Annotated in this window: 13 protein-coding genes and 1 pseudogene; 5 read left to right on the forward strand and 9 right to left on the reverse strand. The window is 60.7% G+C overall.

Translation table 11 applies throughout. The features are described 5' to 3' along the window. Window positions 1-446: 446 nt before the first annotated feature. The 4 genes and pseudogenes from KSW38_RS19885 to KSW38_RS19900 all read left to right on the forward strand — a co-directional run. Window positions 447-826, forward strand: a pseudogene (locus KSW38_RS19885) (beta/alpha barrel domain-containing protein); the annotation flags it as partial. Continuing rightward, a complete protein-coding gene (locus tag KSW38_RS19890) occupies window positions 823-1,989 on the forward strand; it encodes a bifunctional 2-methylcitrate synthase/citrate synthase (RefSeq protein WP_308169454.1) in 1,167 nt (388 codons plus the stop codon). The pseudogene KSW38_RS19885 and the gene KSW38_RS19890, both read left to right, overlap by 4 nt. 157 nt (window positions 1,990-2,146) lie before the next feature. Next, a complete protein-coding gene (locus KSW38_RS19895; protein WP_216926680.1) occupies window positions 2,147-2,377 on the forward strand; it encodes a hypothetical protein in 231 nt (76 codons plus the stop codon). 168 nt (window positions 2,378-2,545) lie between these two features. Continuing rightward, on the forward strand, window positions 2,546-2,824 hold the full coding sequence (locus KSW38_RS19900; RefSeq protein WP_377652247.1) for an aspartate 1-decarboxylase: 279 nt from the start codon (window positions 2,546-2,548) through the stop codon (window positions 2,822-2,824). Between the two features lie 463 nt (window positions 2,825-3,287). On the opposite strand, the gene KSW38_RS19905 is transcribed toward KSW38_RS19900, so the two are convergent. Then, window positions 3,288-4,091: a hypothetical protein gene (locus KSW38_RS19905; protein ID WP_216926681.1), complete on the reverse strand. Its 804-nt coding sequence runs from the start codon at window positions 4,089-4,091 to the stop codon at window positions 3,288-3,290. Between the two features lie 303 nt (window positions 4,092-4,394). On the opposite strand from KSW38_RS19905, the gene KSW38_RS19910 reads away from it, so the two are divergent. Beyond that, window positions 4,395-5,555, forward strand: a complete 1,161-nt coding sequence (locus tag KSW38_RS19910; protein ID WP_216926682.1) for a hypothetical protein — start codon at window positions 4,395-4,397, stop codon at window positions 5,553-5,555. Window positions 5,556-6,408: 853 nt separating this feature from the next. Here the strand turns inward: KSW38_RS19910 and KSW38_RS19915 are convergent. From KSW38_RS19915 to KSW38_RS19950, 8 genes are read right to left on the reverse strand one after another with little or no spacing between them, the layout of a single operon-like run. After that, entirely contained in the window at window positions 6,409-6,789 is a 381-nt protein-coding gene (locus KSW38_RS19915) for a DUF4913 domain-containing protein (RefSeq protein ID WP_216926683.1), read from the reverse strand. After that, complete coding sequence (locus KSW38_RS19920; RefSeq protein ID WP_216926684.1) at window positions 6,786-8,510, reverse strand: type IV secretory system conjugative DNA transfer family protein; 1,725 nt, start codon at window positions 8,508-8,510, stop codon at window positions 6,786-6,788. The genes KSW38_RS19915 and KSW38_RS19920 overlap by 4 nt, the downstream gene beginning before the upstream one ends. Next, window positions 8,507-10,174, reverse strand: coding sequence for an ATP-binding protein (locus KSW38_RS19925; protein WP_216926685.1), 1,668 nt, complete (start codon window positions 10,172-10,174; stop codon window positions 8,507-8,509). Before KSW38_RS19925 ends, KSW38_RS19920 begins: the two co-directional genes overlap by 4 nt. Continuing rightward, on the reverse strand, window positions 10,171-11,733 hold the full coding sequence (locus KSW38_RS19930) for a hypothetical protein (RefSeq protein ID WP_216926686.1): 1,563 nt from the start codon (window positions 11,731-11,733) through the stop codon (window positions 10,171-10,173). The genes KSW38_RS19925 and KSW38_RS19930 overlap by 4 nt, the downstream gene beginning before the upstream one ends. Window positions 11,734-11,758: 25 nt before the next feature. Beyond that, window positions 11,759-13,642: a hypothetical protein gene (locus tag KSW38_RS19935; protein WP_216926687.1), complete on the reverse strand. Its 1,884-nt coding sequence runs from the start codon at window positions 13,640-13,642 to the stop codon at window positions 11,759-11,761. Next, window positions 13,623-14,405, reverse strand: coding sequence for a hypothetical protein (locus KSW38_RS19940; protein ID WP_216926688.1), 783 nt, complete (start codon window positions 14,403-14,405; stop codon window positions 13,623-13,625). Before KSW38_RS19940 ends, KSW38_RS19935 begins: the two co-directional genes overlap by 20 nt. 3 nt (window positions 14,406-14,408) lie before the next feature. Continuing rightward, window positions 14,409-14,753: a hypothetical protein gene (locus KSW38_RS19945; protein ID WP_216926689.1), complete on the reverse strand. Its 345-nt coding sequence runs from the start codon at window positions 14,751-14,753 to the stop codon at window positions 14,409-14,411. Window positions 14,754-14,767: 14 nt separating this feature from the next. Beyond that, window positions 14,768-15,946 carry a MinD/ParA family ATP-binding protein gene (locus KSW38_RS19950; RefSeq protein WP_216926690.1) on the reverse strand — a complete coding sequence of 393 codons (1,179 nt, stop codon included), beginning with the start codon at window positions 15,944-15,946 and terminating at the stop codon, window positions 14,768-14,770. Window positions 15,947-15,973: the final 27 nt, after the last annotated feature.

Consider the following 15,973-nt stretch of genomic DNA (forward strand, 5'->3'; position numbering starts at 1 on the left):
GCAAAGTTAGCTGGGCAGATGCGGCTGCAGCCGCCCCTCCACCTAGCAGCCGCATTCCGCCTGCACACCATATCCTCTTCTTCCGCGCTACCTACAGGAACCACCACAAGGCCCCAGCGCAGCCACTTCATTCCTGCTACTCCGAAAGCTGGACAAACCATGCTCCTGCGCAAACGTCAAGATCTTTCGCCAACGGCAAGCCGTGACGAAGATGCGTCCTCTTCTCGGGCGTCCAACTCAGGGGCTCAGAAAGAGACGTCCCCTTCACATCTAAGCTTGGAAATCGATGAGATGACTGCCTCCCCATGGATCGGGCTCCATTACAGGCACGAGTTCTTGCTTCACCACAGGCACGAAACGCTGGAACCTATAGCCTTGCGCGCCGCAACCATCACGATTCCATCGTCCCAGAGGCTTCGATGATCCGCCTAAAATCCAAAACCGCCAGGGCGAAGGCCCTCGTGGGCGCCGGCGCTGATGCGATCTCCCCGAAGCCATGCGTGACCTCCATGAATTCCGTGCCATCCGGGGCACCGTGGACGTGCCCAACTTGGCCAACATGACCGAGTTCGGCAAAAACGACCTCTTCACCACCAAACAGCTGCAGAACGTCGGAGTGAACATAGTCATTTACCCCGTCACGCTAATGCGCAGTGCGATGGTCGCCACTGAACAGTTCTTGGACACGCTAAGAAGCCTCGGAAGCCAGGAGGTTCGCGTGCTTCAAATGCTCACCAGAACCCGACTCTACGACCTAGTGGACTACGAGGCCTACAACAAATTCGATTCCGGCATTTTCAACTTCCAAATCCCCGGCACACGATAAACGAGAACTGCAACGAAGGAGTTCGCACGACTGATACAACGATCAAAAAAGGCCTCGCCGGCGTCGTGGTGGACTACACCGCCGTCTCGAAGGTCAACCCGGACACGAACTCTCTGCTGTACCGGGGGTACCCGGTCCAGGAACTGGCCGCCAAATGCAGCTTCGAGCAGGTCGCCTACCTCCTGTGGAACGGTGAACTGCCAAACGAGGCCCAACTCGCTGAATTCACCGCCCGTGAGCGGGCCGGCCGCGCCCTCGATCCGGCCCTCAGACTCATCATCGATGCCTTGCCGGAAGATGGGCACCCCATGGACGTATGCCGTACGGCGGCATCCATTCTCGGTGCCCGGCACGAGTTGACAGGGGATTCCTCCCCCGAGGCCAATATGAAAAAAGCCATCGACCTGTGGGCCGCCATGCCCGCCGTGGTGGCCTTCGACCAGCGCCGCCGCCACGGCTTGGACTTGGTGGAACCGCGAGAGGACTTGGACTACTCCGCGAACTTCCTGTGGATGACATTCGGCGAAGACCCCGTGGATGAGGTAGTTGAGGCGTTCAACGTCTCGATGATCCTCTACGCGGAGCACTCCTTCAACGCCTCGACATTCAGCGCCCGTGTGGTCACTTCCACCCTCTCGGACCTGCACTCGGCAGTTACCGCTGCCATTGGCGCCCTCAAAGGCCCGCTGCACGGCGGGGCCAACGAAGCCGTCATGCATACTTTCGACGAGATCGGCATCCGCAGCGAAGAAGCCATGGAGGAAGCCGCGGTACGGGCCCGGGCATGGATGGAAGACGCGCTGGCCCAGAAGAAGAAAGTCATGGGCTTCGGACACCGCGTCTACAAGCACGGCGACTCCCGCGTGACCACCATGAAGGCCGCGCTGGACAAGATGATCGCCCACTACGGCCGGCATGAACTACTGGGCCTGTACAACGGCCTGGAGCTGGCGATGGATGAGGCAAAAGCCATCAAGCCAAACCTCGACTACCCTGCCGGACCGACATACCACCTCATGGGCTTCGACACCCCCACCTTCACCCCAATCTTCGTCGCCAGCCGCATCACAGGCTGGACCGCACACATCATGGAACAACTGGCCTCCAACTCTCTGATCCGCCCCCTCAGCGAATATAACGGGCATGAACAGCGTCCCGTCTAGCTGGCAGCCTCCTGCAGCCCAAAATCCTGCGGTGAGGTGTCAGATGATCACCCGGATCATTAACTATCGCAACGCCATGCGGCACCTCACCGCCAAGGCTCGCCGAACACTGACACAGCGCTTCCAAGCCAACTCGCATGCATAAAGGAGTAACCCTATGGACCTTCACCTGCAACCAGATTGGCATCGCGCCCTTGGGCAGCGTGTAGAGATTTGGAGAGACGGGGAATTCTTCCGTAACGGAACGGTAGAGGCCGTAATGCCAGACCAATCGATTCTTTGGATTTCGGCGGAAGGTGCCACCTCAAGGCAGATGATTTTCCGCAAGGAGGGATGCCAGGTTTTCGCGCACTTCCTGCCGGCACCTGAATCCGTGAACTTCTATTAGAAATCAATTTCGGCCGGTCCTTCGACGCTGAAAACTTTCATCCCAAGCTCCTGTGGACCAGTCTAAAACAAGGACCAACTACCGGAGCTTCTTATGAATCGAACAATGATCAAGTCCAAAATTCGCCGTGCCACCGTCACCCATGCCGACTAACACTATGTCGGTTCCGTGACCGTTGACCTGAACCTCCTTGACGCTGCAGACATACTCCCCGGTGAACTTGTGGCCATTGTGGACGTAACCAACGGCGCCAGGCTCGAACACCATCGCTGGAGAGCGCGGCTCGGGCGCGTGATCGGCATCAACGGCCCGGCAGCCCATCTGGTACAGGAAAACGACATTGTTATTCTGATCACTTACGCCGAAATGACCACGGAGGAAGCCAAATCCTACGAGCCACGTGGACTACAACAACAAGGTAATTCAGTTGGGCAACGACCCGGCTGAAGGCCTCACGCCAGGGCTCTTGCGCCCGTCCCACGCCCTGAATAACCCACCAGTCTGAGCGACACGAAAACGCTCGTTCGCGACAGAAGATGAGCAGCGTCGTCCATATACATTGACGCCGGCTCTGACAACAGGCTATCCGCCCTGCGGGGGCAACGTCGGTGTCGGGTTTTGCTTACAGCCCAACCTGACGTCAGGCACCGGCTGAAATCGCGTCAGGTTAGAGCCCATTAGCCTTTTCTTGGACAGGTCTTGATGGGATTCTTAGAGTTCAACCTGTCATGCCGAGGTTGGAGTCTCCTGTGGCTGGTCAGGGAACCGCGCGAGAACGAATGAAGCCGGTTCGTGGGATGACCGCCAACCACGCTGGCTGTGAGCGGATTCAGCGCGACGCCGGGTGAGCATCAGGGATTGAATCACCGACACTTGGCCGTCACCGGCTTACTCCAAGCACGAGGCCGTCCTATGAGGCGAACTGCGGCTTTATCTCGAAAACCAAGTAGGCAACGTTGCTGTACCCAGGCCGCACGACTCCATCCATGCTGTCGAATCCTATTTTCTGCCCTTCCACTTCAAGGAAGTCTGTTGATGTCAGCCTGAATGGACTGTTCGGTGAGTTGTTGTAGATGGCTGCCGAACCTTCCATGTAGGCCACGTTGAAGGGGATATCGGAGTTCATAGTGAGTCCATCCCACACCTCGTTCGGGAAAGCATCGTTTGATTTTATCCAGGCGTTCGTTGCGATAGAGGTGCCCGTGCACGTGGGGAGATTCACCATGACAGAAGTTCCGGTGGCTATCGCCCCCACGTCAGCGGCATCGTTTCGTATATAGACGCGCACAAGGTACGTGTGTCCTTTTTCAACTCTCACCTGCTTTTTCCATGGGCCGTTTGTGTCTTTGGCGTCCTTTATGGCGTAGAAGCTCCTTTCATCTCCTAGGTTTGGATTGTCACGGATGGAGTTGAAGAGGGCGTACTGCGGTGTTGCTGTATCGGCAAAAATGGGTCGAGCGGGCCCCCACCCAGCTGGAACTGAGGTTCCGTCGCTCAAGCAGCCCTTCGCCTTGGGCGTAGCCGCCTGATCGGTGGGACCCGGATTTGGTCCGCTCAATGCGGGTTGATTGATTCTGTCCAGCATTTCCCTGTTGATTTCATTTGCGCGTCGCTGTTCATCAAGTTGTCGGGCCGAGCCGTCAGCGGCATTCGCAGATGTGCTCCAGTTCTGCACCCCTGTTACCAGGGAGAGGATCAGTGCAACGGCTGCCACTATGAGGCTTCCGAAGGACACAGCTGATTGGTCATGGGACCAACCGGGGCGTCGAAGCCGGACGAGGGGTTTCAAGGTCTTCGGGGAACGCTTAGGGACCACGGTCCACCTATCCTTCAACTCGGAGCAGATCGTTGATTCTGAGGTTAGCCGACATGACGCTCTCTGCCGATAACTCACTGCAAGCTGAGTCAGATGCGTAACAGAGGTGCCTTATGGAGAAACGTCAACGAGTCGCACTCATGCCGCCATCCCGCGCTCTATCCTTTTTTGTGTATGGAAACTACACCTCGGAGCCCGTCGATGAAGAAATTAGTGCAGTTTACCCTCTTCCTTGCTTTAGTCGCCTTTGCGCCGTCTTGCACGGCTGCGCTTCCTGAAACTGAGCGGTCGACTCCAGCCGCAAGCAGCCCTGCCGACGACAAACTACAAGATCCTGTGGCCCTGGGTGGCTGGGGACCGGAGCGGCCGACCTTTCGTCAGGACTCACCAGCTGACTACATAACCCTAAACTCCCTTACCAAGAGTTCATGGGGAGATGAGCGGAACTTCCTACAGGTCAAAAACAAGGATTCTCCAAACTCTGAATATACAGATGACCTAGAAGTCGCAGTTGGGAAGACTTACACAGCGATTCTCATGTATCGAAATGCGGCTTCATCCCGCATAGCAACACCAGCAGAAAACACGGCCATGCGAGTGATGGCACCGGGTTCAATCAAAGGTGCAGGGGAAATTAATGGATTTCTTCAAGCTTCAAACTCAAACCCCCTCGAGGTCTGGGACAGCGTCGTGATAAGGCTCACTGATCCTGCATCTGAAGTGGCGCTCAGATATGTGCCGGGCAGCGCTGTTATTCACTCGCGAGGACGGGTCAACGGCTTACCCCTTCCAGACGAGCTCTACACCACCGGTACACCAATTGGCTGCGACCAACTAGATGGACGGCTATTTGGTGGAGAGGAAACGTGCACAGGGTACGTTACCTTCGATTTCATTTTGGATCAGCCAAATTTCACGGTAACTACTCTGGGTAAATCTCCTCAGAACCATGAGCTGACGCCCAGCATCTCGGCCCGCGTCGGAGACACGTTAGAGATGCGTGGAGAATACAAAAATACCGGCACGACACTCCAAAATGATGTCGTGATGGACCTAAATCTCCCCGCGGGCATGGAAATGGTATCAAACAACATGAAAATCGCCAATAGTGCTACCGATGGAACTTACAAAAGCGTATCTGAGCAGACGGCAAATACTTTGTTGCCGGGAATTCTAAACATCGGAAGCTACAAACCGGGAGGGAGTTGCTATATTAAGTTCTCAGTCACTATCCATGATGTTCCAGGATACGATTTTGCAACAAGCGGCCAAGTTTATAGATATCCCGAAATATATGTTCATACTAATAACGGCTCAAAAGTGTCGTTCCTAAGGGTCAAAGTACTTGGACCCCTTCAGTGAAGCCATCCGCGGCCAGCACCGAAACTTCCCACCGACGAAAAAGCCTCTGGCCTGGGCTGTGGGCCGAAGTTAAGAGCAGGCGAACCTCTATTGCTTCCTCGCTTTTGGGCTTCGCGATTTCCGGCGTGCTCATTGGCGTCCTCGTTCCGCTCAAAATTGATGCCGATGCCGCTGAGCGGGAACGGATTCAGCGCTGCTGGGAAACGCATGTGGCAGTCAGGGAACGCGCTGGACAGCTGAGAGACGGATTCATCATCCAACCGTCTGCCCCAATACCACGAAGCGCCGACCTCCGGACCGTTCGCCTTGCAATTGAGAACTCGGCGTTTGCATGCCGGGACATACCCTCCGTGAAAGATTTGATGGGTCAATCAACTACGCACCTGGACCAGCTTGAACTGCTCTTGAACCGAAGCGATTCCGGAGACTTCCGAACAGCCGACGATTTTCAGGAGACCCATGTCGTGGAGGCTCTGTCGGAATGGTCGCAGTCGGTGATGGAGAAGTTGGGCGCACCTCCGTCGCCTCATCTCTGGTAGCCGACCGCGGATCAGTCTCCAGCCCCAAGCTGGGTCCATGTGCCCATGGAACTGCTGATAACGATTTATAACGAGATTTGTTATAAGTCGTTATCCTTCGTTAGCGGCTTGGGCTTAGAACTGACCCAACGATTCGTGAACATTCATCCTCCAGAGACTCCCTTGCCAACCCGGCTTGGATCAATAGTGCCACCGCCTGCGCATTTGGAAGTTTTGTATCACTTGGTGTTTTTTCGGGGCTCAGGGACCGCAGTCTTCCGTCAGGACGTGACCAAGTTCTGATCAGCAGCGACGTCGTTGGCGGGGTCTGTCGTTCATGGTGCCCAATCCTTGGGAACGGCTTCGGTGACCAGACGCGGCGTGTAGGTTTCTTGGCGGTTGAAGAAGTGGTGTCCTTCCCGGCACAGTTCGAACGGGCCGGTGGGTGAGAAGAGTGTTCTTGAGTGGGCGTCCCAGTGGTAGACGAACCAGCCGGAGAGCGTGTTTTCGTCCTCTGCCCGGACGTACTCCTCGTATAGGGCGCGGAGCCTGGTGACGGCTTCGGGGTGGTTCCACCATTGCGGGCACCAGTACCGGGTGTTTTCATCATCGGTGACGGCTTCGATGTCGTGGATGAAAGCCTCAACCCAGTCCACGAAGTTATCGATCAGGTCTTGTTCGCTCAGCTCCGGGGTTTCACTGGCTGTTTCGCTCATGCTGCGACCTGCTGTTCCGGGACCGGGTCCGTGGAGGGCTGCGGTTCGCCTTTGGCGATGGCGGTAGCGGCTTCCATGCCGGCTTCAATGGTCCTGCTGAGTTCCTTGTTCTGGTGCCACGGGGTGAGCCGGAGCAACGCGGCGGGCGCGGCGCTGCTGCTGAGGATCCCGGAGAACTTCGCCAGCTCGGCGAAGTCTTGCACACTGACCTTCGGCAGACGCTCTTTCCGGTCGGAGCCGTGGTCCTTGCGCTGGTAGGTGCCGATCGCCTTGGACAGCCCTTCGGTCCAGTCGGTTTCCTCGTTGCTGCCAACAAAGCGGGCACCGGACATCTGCCACAGCGTCTGCATCCCTTTGGTGCCCCATTCGCCGCATCCCTGGGACCATCCCTGGAGGTAGAGGGTGAAGCAGAGGCCACGGGAGCCGTAGTGGCTGAAATCCTGCGGCAACGTCGGCCACGGGACGATGTTGGCCACTTCGTCCAGCTCACCGACCAAGGGAACGGTCAACCGTGCTTCGCCCGGGGTTTTGCGGACGGCGGCGTTGCAGATGGCTTTGATCATAGCCGTGAGCACGGCACCGGCCCCGCCGGGGCCTCGTTCGGACAAAAGGATCATGGTCTGCCGGCCCTCCATGAACTCGGCCGGGTCGAAGTTCCTGATACCGGGCGTGGGAGTGGTCCACGCCAGGATTGCGTCGTGCACCAGGTCGCGGCACATGCGTTGGGTGGTGGCCACCAAGGAGCCGCGGGTGCGGTCAGGCCATTTGTCGAAGCCCCTCATTTCCGCGGCGGGGCGAGGGTATTCGTCGGCAAGAATGTTGCTGACCTTCTCGAACGATCCTTTGGAGATCCATTCGTGGACATCCGCCAGGGCCTTCCCGACCAGGGCCACTGCCAGCAGCGTCCACGCCAGGCACGACTCACCGGAGGGGCCGAACTGGGCGTCCTCGGCCGCTTCACTTTCGGTACGTGGGTTGTTCTTCAACGACGCTGTGATGATCCACGACGCCAGGCGCATGGCGTCCTCGGTGCCTTTCACTTCCCACAGGGGACTAAAAATGAAGTCCGGTTTGTCGGACTGCCGGTAAATCTTTCCGGTATCCCACACCCACACCGTTCCCAGCTGGTGGCGTGCAGCGATCACTTGGGCCACACCGTCTACCTTGTTCGAGGTCATCAGCGCCGCACCGGGAGCTGCCGCCAGACGAGGGACCACCATACAGGACGTCTTACCGGACCCGGGCCCCATGACGCACACCCCCAGATCCCGCCAGCCCTGATAGAGAACGGCGGGTTTCCCGGCAGCGGTCTGACCCAGCACCTGGCCAGGAGGCAGACCCACGGCTTTGGGATGCAACTGCTGGGCGTCCTTCTTCCGCTCCTTCTCCATCAACGGGGCGAGCTTGGCCCCCGTCGCGAGACGGGACCCCAACTCACGCTGCGCGGCACTGCCCGAACCGCCCCGGCCGGCAGCGGCCAGCGCCGCACCAAACATGACCATGACCGCCAAAACAACGGCGATCCACGTCGAGGCACCCGGCCAAGCGAACGTGCCGGCCTTGACCCGAGCCACCAGCTCGGCGACATTCGTCCACGGCATCCCCGTGGGCGTCAGGAACTCACCCAGAAACGCGGAGACCCATGCGATGGCGACCAAGCCGACAAGGACGCCGACGAGGCCAAGTTTCATCAGGGTATCTGTCGAGGTTTGCTTGCTCATGCGCGGATTTCCTCCATGGCTTCATCAGTGGCGGCTTCATCGGTGGCGGGTTCTTCGGTGAAGGCGATGGTGGAGGTGGACTTCATGGCCCCGTCCGTGTCGGTCAGCTCCACCTCGAGGGGGCTGCGGACGTGGATGGCTTCGAAAGGATCGAACTGGTCGATTTTGAACAGGCACGTTCCCTTGACCAGCTTGGTGATCACTTCGGCGGTCCCGACCGGGAGGGTGAACATCTCTTCGCACGCCAACGCGTCGGCGTTCTTTTGCTGCTTGTACAGCAGCACCGTTCCGCACTCTTTCAGCATCGAGATTGCCGGGCTGTCGGCCGGGATGTCGGAGATGTGGTGGAACGCGAACTGGCACGACAGGGACAGGGCGCGGGAGAGTTTGGTGTTGCGGCGGGTCACGGTGGCCACCGAGCCCTGGACGGTGTGCCAGGCCTCTTCAATCAGCAGGACCGTGGGGACTGCTTCTTCCTGCCGGTAGAGGGTGTTGGCCAACCAGGTGTTGATGATCGTCATGACGATCGGCAACGCGGGCCCGTCCTCCGGGAGCAGGGACACGTCGAAGACCGTCAGGCCGGCGTTGAGCTGGATGTCCGGACTGGTCTCGCCGTCGATCAGGCCGGCCAGGTCATCTTCGATCATGCGTTCGAGTTCGAAGGCCGGGTCCTGGCCCCATTCGCGCAGTTCCTCCACGGTCAGGTTCGTGGCCTGCGCGGCGTCTTCGCTGGGGGCGTAGAGGGCTTTGAGGACGTGCCCGATGTGCGCGACGTCCCCGGCCTTTTTCGCGTCCGTCAGGGCTTGGCGGTGCGCCATGCGGACGGCTTTGCCTTCCTTGGGTGTCATCGGCCGGCGGAGGGCTTCTTCCATGACGGCACGGACCAGCATGGATTGGCCGGCCGGGGTGCGGGACGCTTCGGCGCTGTCGTGGTTTTCCTCGTTCAGCCGTGCGGCGATGCGGGGGTCCAGGATGTTGATCCGGGATCCGCCGCCACCGATGCTGAACCGGACCGGAGCAACCCCGAGTTTGCGTGCAAGGGGTGTGTACTCGCCGCCGCCGACGTCTTTCTGGTACTTCTTATCGATCACGACCACGCGGCGGCCGAGGATCAGCTGACGGAGCACGCCCCAGGTTTTCATGGCCGAGGACTTCCCTTGGCCGAGGTCACCGATGTAGCAGACGTTCGGCGATTCCAGGGTGTCCCCGTAGGCGGTGAACGGGTCATGGACGATCATCCACCCGGACCCGGCATCGACCCCGAACACCAGACCACGGTGGGACGTGGGCGGGGAGGCAATCGCCATGTGGGAGAACTCCATTTGCCGGGTCGAGGACGGCACGCCCGGTGCTGCCGGGTCGTAGAAGCCCAGCTTTGAGGCGAACGCCCATCTACGGTCATGGTGCCACCGCGTCTGGGCGGTCGCTGTGGCCTCGATCAGCTCACGGTCCCTGGCTTCCTGCTTGTCAGCATTTTTCACCGCCCGCTTACTCAACGGCTTGTTCACCGGGTTCTTGGCCCGCAAACCTTCGGCCGCGGTATCGGCTGCAGCTGCGTCGAGTTCCAGTTTCCCGGTGCGGGCCTGTGACCGGATGGTCCGCGTGGATTTGCCGGCCACAGCCCAGGGAAGGGCCAGGCGCTTGACGCCGTTCGTGGTGCTCATCGGATTCCCCTCGTGAATGGCATGGTGGTGATCAGGGCCAGGTCATTACGGTGGTCCAGCCAGTCAATGAACTCGATACCGGCATCGGAGGCCGCTGCCTCAACGATGTCGGTCGTGGACAGGATCTCGTTCGCGTCCTCGACGGCGAAGGAAATATACAGCGCGTAGGCTGCGCCGTGGTGCCCGGAGCCGGGCTTCAGGTCCACGAGGCGTTGGTGGGAGGCCCCGAGCAGCACTTCTTCGGTGCCGTCGGTGACGACCCCGGATTTGGCGACTTTGTTCCCGGTGGCCCTGTCCATCGCGGCGTCGGTGCGGGCTTTGGACCGGGCGGTCCGGGCGTCCTGTAGTTCCATCACCATGGACACCGAATGCACCACGGCCGGTTGGATGCCGCTGATGATCGCTTCCAGCGCCTCGACCGGGACAGGTGCGGGGCTGAACGCCGCGGCGGGCACGTACGCGGTGCGGATGTGCCAGTGATCATTGACCATCAGCGAGATGGGCGAGGCTCCCCCGTCCAGGTGCTGCCAGCAGTCCATCAGGTCGGCGCCGTCGTAGTCGTCGATGTCGAAGTCCGGGTCCTGCAAGTGACGCAGCAGGGCGGCCATCGCCGCCGGGCCGAGGGGCCGGGAGTTGGTGATCGACCCCATCATGGACGCCTGGGCCATGGCGGAGCGGATTTCCTGATAGATGGCCTGCCCGATGCCCTCGTCCCCCGGACCGTACGCTTCGGCCCGCCGGTACAGGGCGGCGGAGCCGGGGATCCGGAACGTCTCGTAGGTGCGGTGCTGTTCGGAGCGTGAGCGGGTGGTCTCGCACAGGTCCCCGTAGGACTCCAACAGGATCCGTGGAACGTTCTGCGCGATGCGCCGTTTGACCCACAGCAGGTGATCGGCCGAGTCCATCGGCACGGCACGGGCCAGCGTCTGGACATGGGTTACCAGGGATTGGCGGCGTGCCAGCCGGGCGAGGTACTGGCCGCGGGCGACGTGCCCGGATTCCTTCCGGTGTTCCTCCCGGATCCCGGAGGAGGAGCCGATGACCTCCATCGTGGCCGTGTAGTAGGGCTTCTTGACTTTGCCCTGATGCCGGAAGATCACCAGCGGGCCTTCCGCGGTGTCAATGGTGAAGTGGCGGACGGTGCCCACCATGAGCGGGGCGTTGTCCTTGTGCCGGACGGGCACTTCGATCATGCCGTGCGCATCGGCCCGGTCCCGGTTCTTTTTCCCGGCTTTGATCATCCGTGTCTGCGGGCGGTCCTTGACCGGAACATAAACCAGGGACTTGTTCCTGGCCCGGGCCTTCTTGTGGCGGACCTCGACGTAGAGGGCGCCCAGGGAGCGGTGGCCGGAGAACTTGTTGGGCGTGGTCAGGATGACCCCTGCCAGGATCAACACGGCGGCGAGGATCAGGGGGACGATCTGGATGCCGCCGGCCACGGCGATCACCAGCGCGGCGCCGATGGCCACGGACAGGCCGATCCATTCCGGTGCTGTCCGGTTTCCTCCGAACAGGCCACGGCTCTGGACTTCACCGCCGACAACAACCATTCTTCCCATGACTACCTACTCCTCGTGCTTCTGCTTACCGGCCACTGATGTGGTCGGTATCCGGTGCCATCGAACGGGCTGAGCGTTGACCGCGCAGGGAGGCCTGCCGTGCCGCTTCCCGGCCTGCCAGCAGGAACGCTGTCGCCCCGCCCGCTGCGACCTTCACCGATCCCCGGCCAACGGCCTCGGCCCCGGTCTTCAACGCCTGTGCTGTCTTGGCCCCGCCGGTTCCGGCACGGTCGGCTTTCTGCAGCTCGCCGATCGTGCGGGTGTCCGGCTGCCCCTGGCTGCCCTGAGCTGCGGGTGTGCTTTGCTCGTTCGGGATCCTTGACGCTGCGCTGCGGCGTCCGGAAGCACCCGAACCATTCGAACCTCGTCCCGGACCGCCGGCCTGGGCCTCTGTCTGGGTGGCCATCGACGCTGACCCCGCTGCGCTGGTGCTGCCGGGGCGTGCACCTCCGGCGGGGGTGCCGGACTGTACTTGGGCGGTCCGGCGCTGCCTGATCGATGACGAGATAGCCGCACCTGCCCCGGCGACCATGGCCGCCCCGGCGACCGACTGCCGGCCCTCGCCCATGCTCGTTGATGACGAAGGGAGAATGGGGACGTACTTGTAAAGCATCGGCAACGCGACGGCCAGCACAAGCATGGCCGCTGCGGCCAGGAATACCGAGGTGGCGTTGACCATGCCGTCGTCAACGCCCTCACCGGCGAAGGCCGGGCGGGAGGCGACGTAGCTGAACACCGCGCCCATGAGCAGCAGCAACAAGGGCTTGGACAGGGAAATCCCCAGCCACAACGAACCGACCTTGCCCACGCGTTCGCGGTACTTCGGGTGAATCATGAACCCGATCATCAAAGCGATACCAACCCCGATCAGGGACAGGCCCATGGGCTGCAAGGCGAGCAACCCGAGCATGGCCCAGGCGGCGATGAACAACAGCCCGAACAGCAGGACAGCGGCCAAAGGTCCGAAAGCGCCGCTGGACTCGTAGGACGCGAACCGGGAAATTGCCACCCCAAAATCCGTGACCCGGCTGGAAGTCCAGAACGTGATTCCCTCGGTGAGGCCGGTTATCCATCCGTTGATCACGTGCCCGAGCGCGGGTCCGAACAGCACCAGGATCATGGACAACGGCCCGTACCAGAGCAGGGATGTTCGTGCCGAGTCCATGTCGATCTCTTCGTTGGACACGTCCTTCCAGAGCTTGAAATACATCAAACCCATGACCAGGATCCCGATCCCCGCGAAAGCAGCCCACGTGGCCCGGAAAGCGTCGTCAACCTCGAACACGGAGACCTTCAACAGGTTGTTCAACACCTCATTGGTGGACTTCACGCCCTCGGCCTTGACCGTGTTGGCGAACTTCTCAAACCCGTCCTTGGCGTTCGCGATGAACGCCACGGTATCGACCGTCCCCAACACCACGTTGCCGCCCGGCATCGCAGAAAGGGCCGCCCGCATCGCCACCCCGGCAATCGGCAGGAACTTCTCAACTAAAGACCCTTGGGCGCACCACAGAGTCGCTGAGTCAGGGGCGCCAGCTGCAGGCAGTCCAGCGCAGAAGGCCGTTGTGTTCTTGCCGTCGTAGTCCAGCACTTTCTCAGGCGTGGTCAGAAACGACCCGAACGCTTTCGCGGAGATAGTCTCACAATCGCTGGGGCCCATTGCCGTATGGAAAGCAAGATCCCCACAGGCATTCTTTGCCAGCTCCTGGTTCAGACGGTCCCTGATCTTGTCGCGCTGGTCAGATGGGAGTCCGGCCAGTCGTTTGAGCTGGTCCGCGTTCAATTTCTCAGACTTGCTCACGTCATCCGCTGCCTGGGCAGGACCGGCGGTGAGAATTCCAAAGCTGAGGAAAACTGCCAGCACGATCGCGACCAGACGGATGGTTCTGCTAACGCTTAGCGTTTGCATACTCAACCCACCCCTCACGGGATAGGTCCTTGAAGAAGGCGTTGACCATGTCGTTCCGCAGAACTGGCGTGGCCTCGTCCTCCATGTTGGTGCCGACACTCATCGGACCGCCGTCCTTGACTCGACCGCCGAAGTTCTGACCACTCTGCAAGATGGCAGCATCAGAAATCTTCCAGTCCCCAGCCCATGTGAGTTCGAGGGAGACTGTTTGGAAGAACGCACTCGGGGCTGTCTTTACGTTGGCGCTGACTGCCCCGAAGAACACCTGCACAACGGCTTTCTTTTTCGCGTCGCAGCTGGCAACCCGGTAGAGGCCACCCGAAGCCAGATCAGTTCGGGTGAACCACCCTCCGTCGAAGGGACCGCTGGGAAGATCTTTGGCTGTGGTTAGCAAATCTCCCTCATAGGTCATTTTTTCGACCCATGGACCGGGCTTGCCTATCTCTGAGAGGGTCTTTTTCTGTTGTGCCCAGGTGGAGGTGTTGATGTCCTCAAGGAGGGGTGTGTAGTTGGCGGCGGCTTGGGCTGCGGAGTCGCAGGTGCCGTTGTAGCCGGTGATGGTTTTGCCGTCGCTGGCGGTTTTGGTGCCACCTTCGCCGATCTTGATCCGAGAGACAGGGAACCCGAATTTCCCCGAGGCTTGCAGGGAGCTGGGTTCGTCCTTGCTGGGTGCCGGGGCCGAGGGGTTCAGGAGAACGACGGCCACGGCGATGATCACGATCACCGCCCCCAGCGCTGTGAGGAGTTTCCAGTGTTTCCGCATGGGCTAGGCTCCTGCTGCCGAGGCGAGTGCCAGGATGCCGCCGAGGATGACGCTGGCTCCGGCAGCGGCGCCGAAGGCGATGCCGGTTTTCTTGGCCCCGGATGCGCCTTCTTCGATGTCATCGGAGTGGCCGCGGTTGCGGGCGATGCCCCACTTCATGAGGTTCCAAATGAAAAATCCGGCCAGGATGAGCAGGGCAAGCGCCCAGAGGCCGCCGAGGATCAGTTGGGCTGCTCCGGTGAACTTCACGCCAAAAACAGCGATGCTGGGTGTTACGCCCTCCAGCGGGTTGTCGATGAGGGGCACGGCGGACCGGATGAGAATTTCGTTGCCGATGCTGCTGAACATGGTCCGTGGTTTCCTTATCGGTTGATGGTGTGGGTTGAGGTGGCGCGGTCAACGGCCAGGAGGCCTTCAGCGATTTGAGCTGATGCGCGTTCGAACGCGCGACGGGCCGGGTCACCGACGAGCTGCCAGTCGATGATGGAGCCGGTATCCAGGGCCGGGTCGTAGGGAATGTCGATCATCACGCGCACAGCGGAGGCAAGGTTGGCCCGCAGTTCGGCCTGCTCGGCTGCGGAGACCTTCGCCCCGCCGCCCTGGGTGACTAGGACGACGGCGTTGGCCACGAGGTCTTTGTAGCGCGGGTTCCCGGTGCGTTCGGACATGGACTCGAGCTGTTCGATCATCCGCAGGGCCGAGACGACAGCGTTGCGTTTGAGCGTTGTGGGGATCACCAGTTGGTCGGTGACCTCGATCGCGGCCAGCCAGTTCGCTGACCGGGTGTTGTTGCCGGTGTCCACGATGATGGTGTCGTAAAAACGGCTCACGACCGTGTGGATGCGGTTGAATTCGTCGGCGCCGATGGACTTCATCCTGTCCGCGTCCTCGTCCGCGACCAGGACGGAGAACTGGTTGTTGCCCTGATGGCGGGTGTAGTAGGACAGCTCGCCCTTGCGGGCGGTGACCGTTTCGAAGGACTCCAGAACGTTCAGCAGATCCCACACGGTCCGCGTGGAGTCGTTCGAGTTGGTGCGTACCCCGGCGGTACCCATCATTTCGTTGTTGTCCCACACCAGCGTCTGCTGACCGGAGTGGATCCCGAAGGTAGAGCCAATACCGACGCTGCACATCGTCTTACCCACTCCACCGAGGGGCTGGACGACCGTGACCTGCATCGGACGGGAGTAGACGCGCTGGATCGCGGACAAGTCAGCCCGGCGGGCCAGCTCGGCCGCACCGACCTTGGGGCTGATCAGACCGAAGCTGATCGCCCGGAGGAACGCCTGCCAGCCGGTGGCCGGCGGCAACTGGTCGTTCACGTTCTCCTTACGCAGCACGACCGCGCTGCGGCGGCCGCTGACCAACGGAGCCTCCCGGTGATCCACCGGCTCGGGCTTCGTCTCGGTCGCGTCCGGTTCGGCATCCGGTACGGCGTGAATGACCGTGGCCGGATCCGCGGTCGGCATTTCCGGCTCGGTGTCGGTCAGGCTGATGGGTGCGCGGCTCTTGCGTTCGCTCCCTTGCCAGTTCGTACTCATCGGATGATTCCTCTCGCTCGTTTCCGG

Origin of the sequence: Paenarthrobacter aromaticivorans, assembly GCF_019038615.1 — a bacterium.
Classification (GTDB): domain Bacteria; phylum Actinomycetota; class Actinomycetes; order Actinomycetales; family Micrococcaceae; genus Arthrobacter; species Arthrobacter aromaticivorans.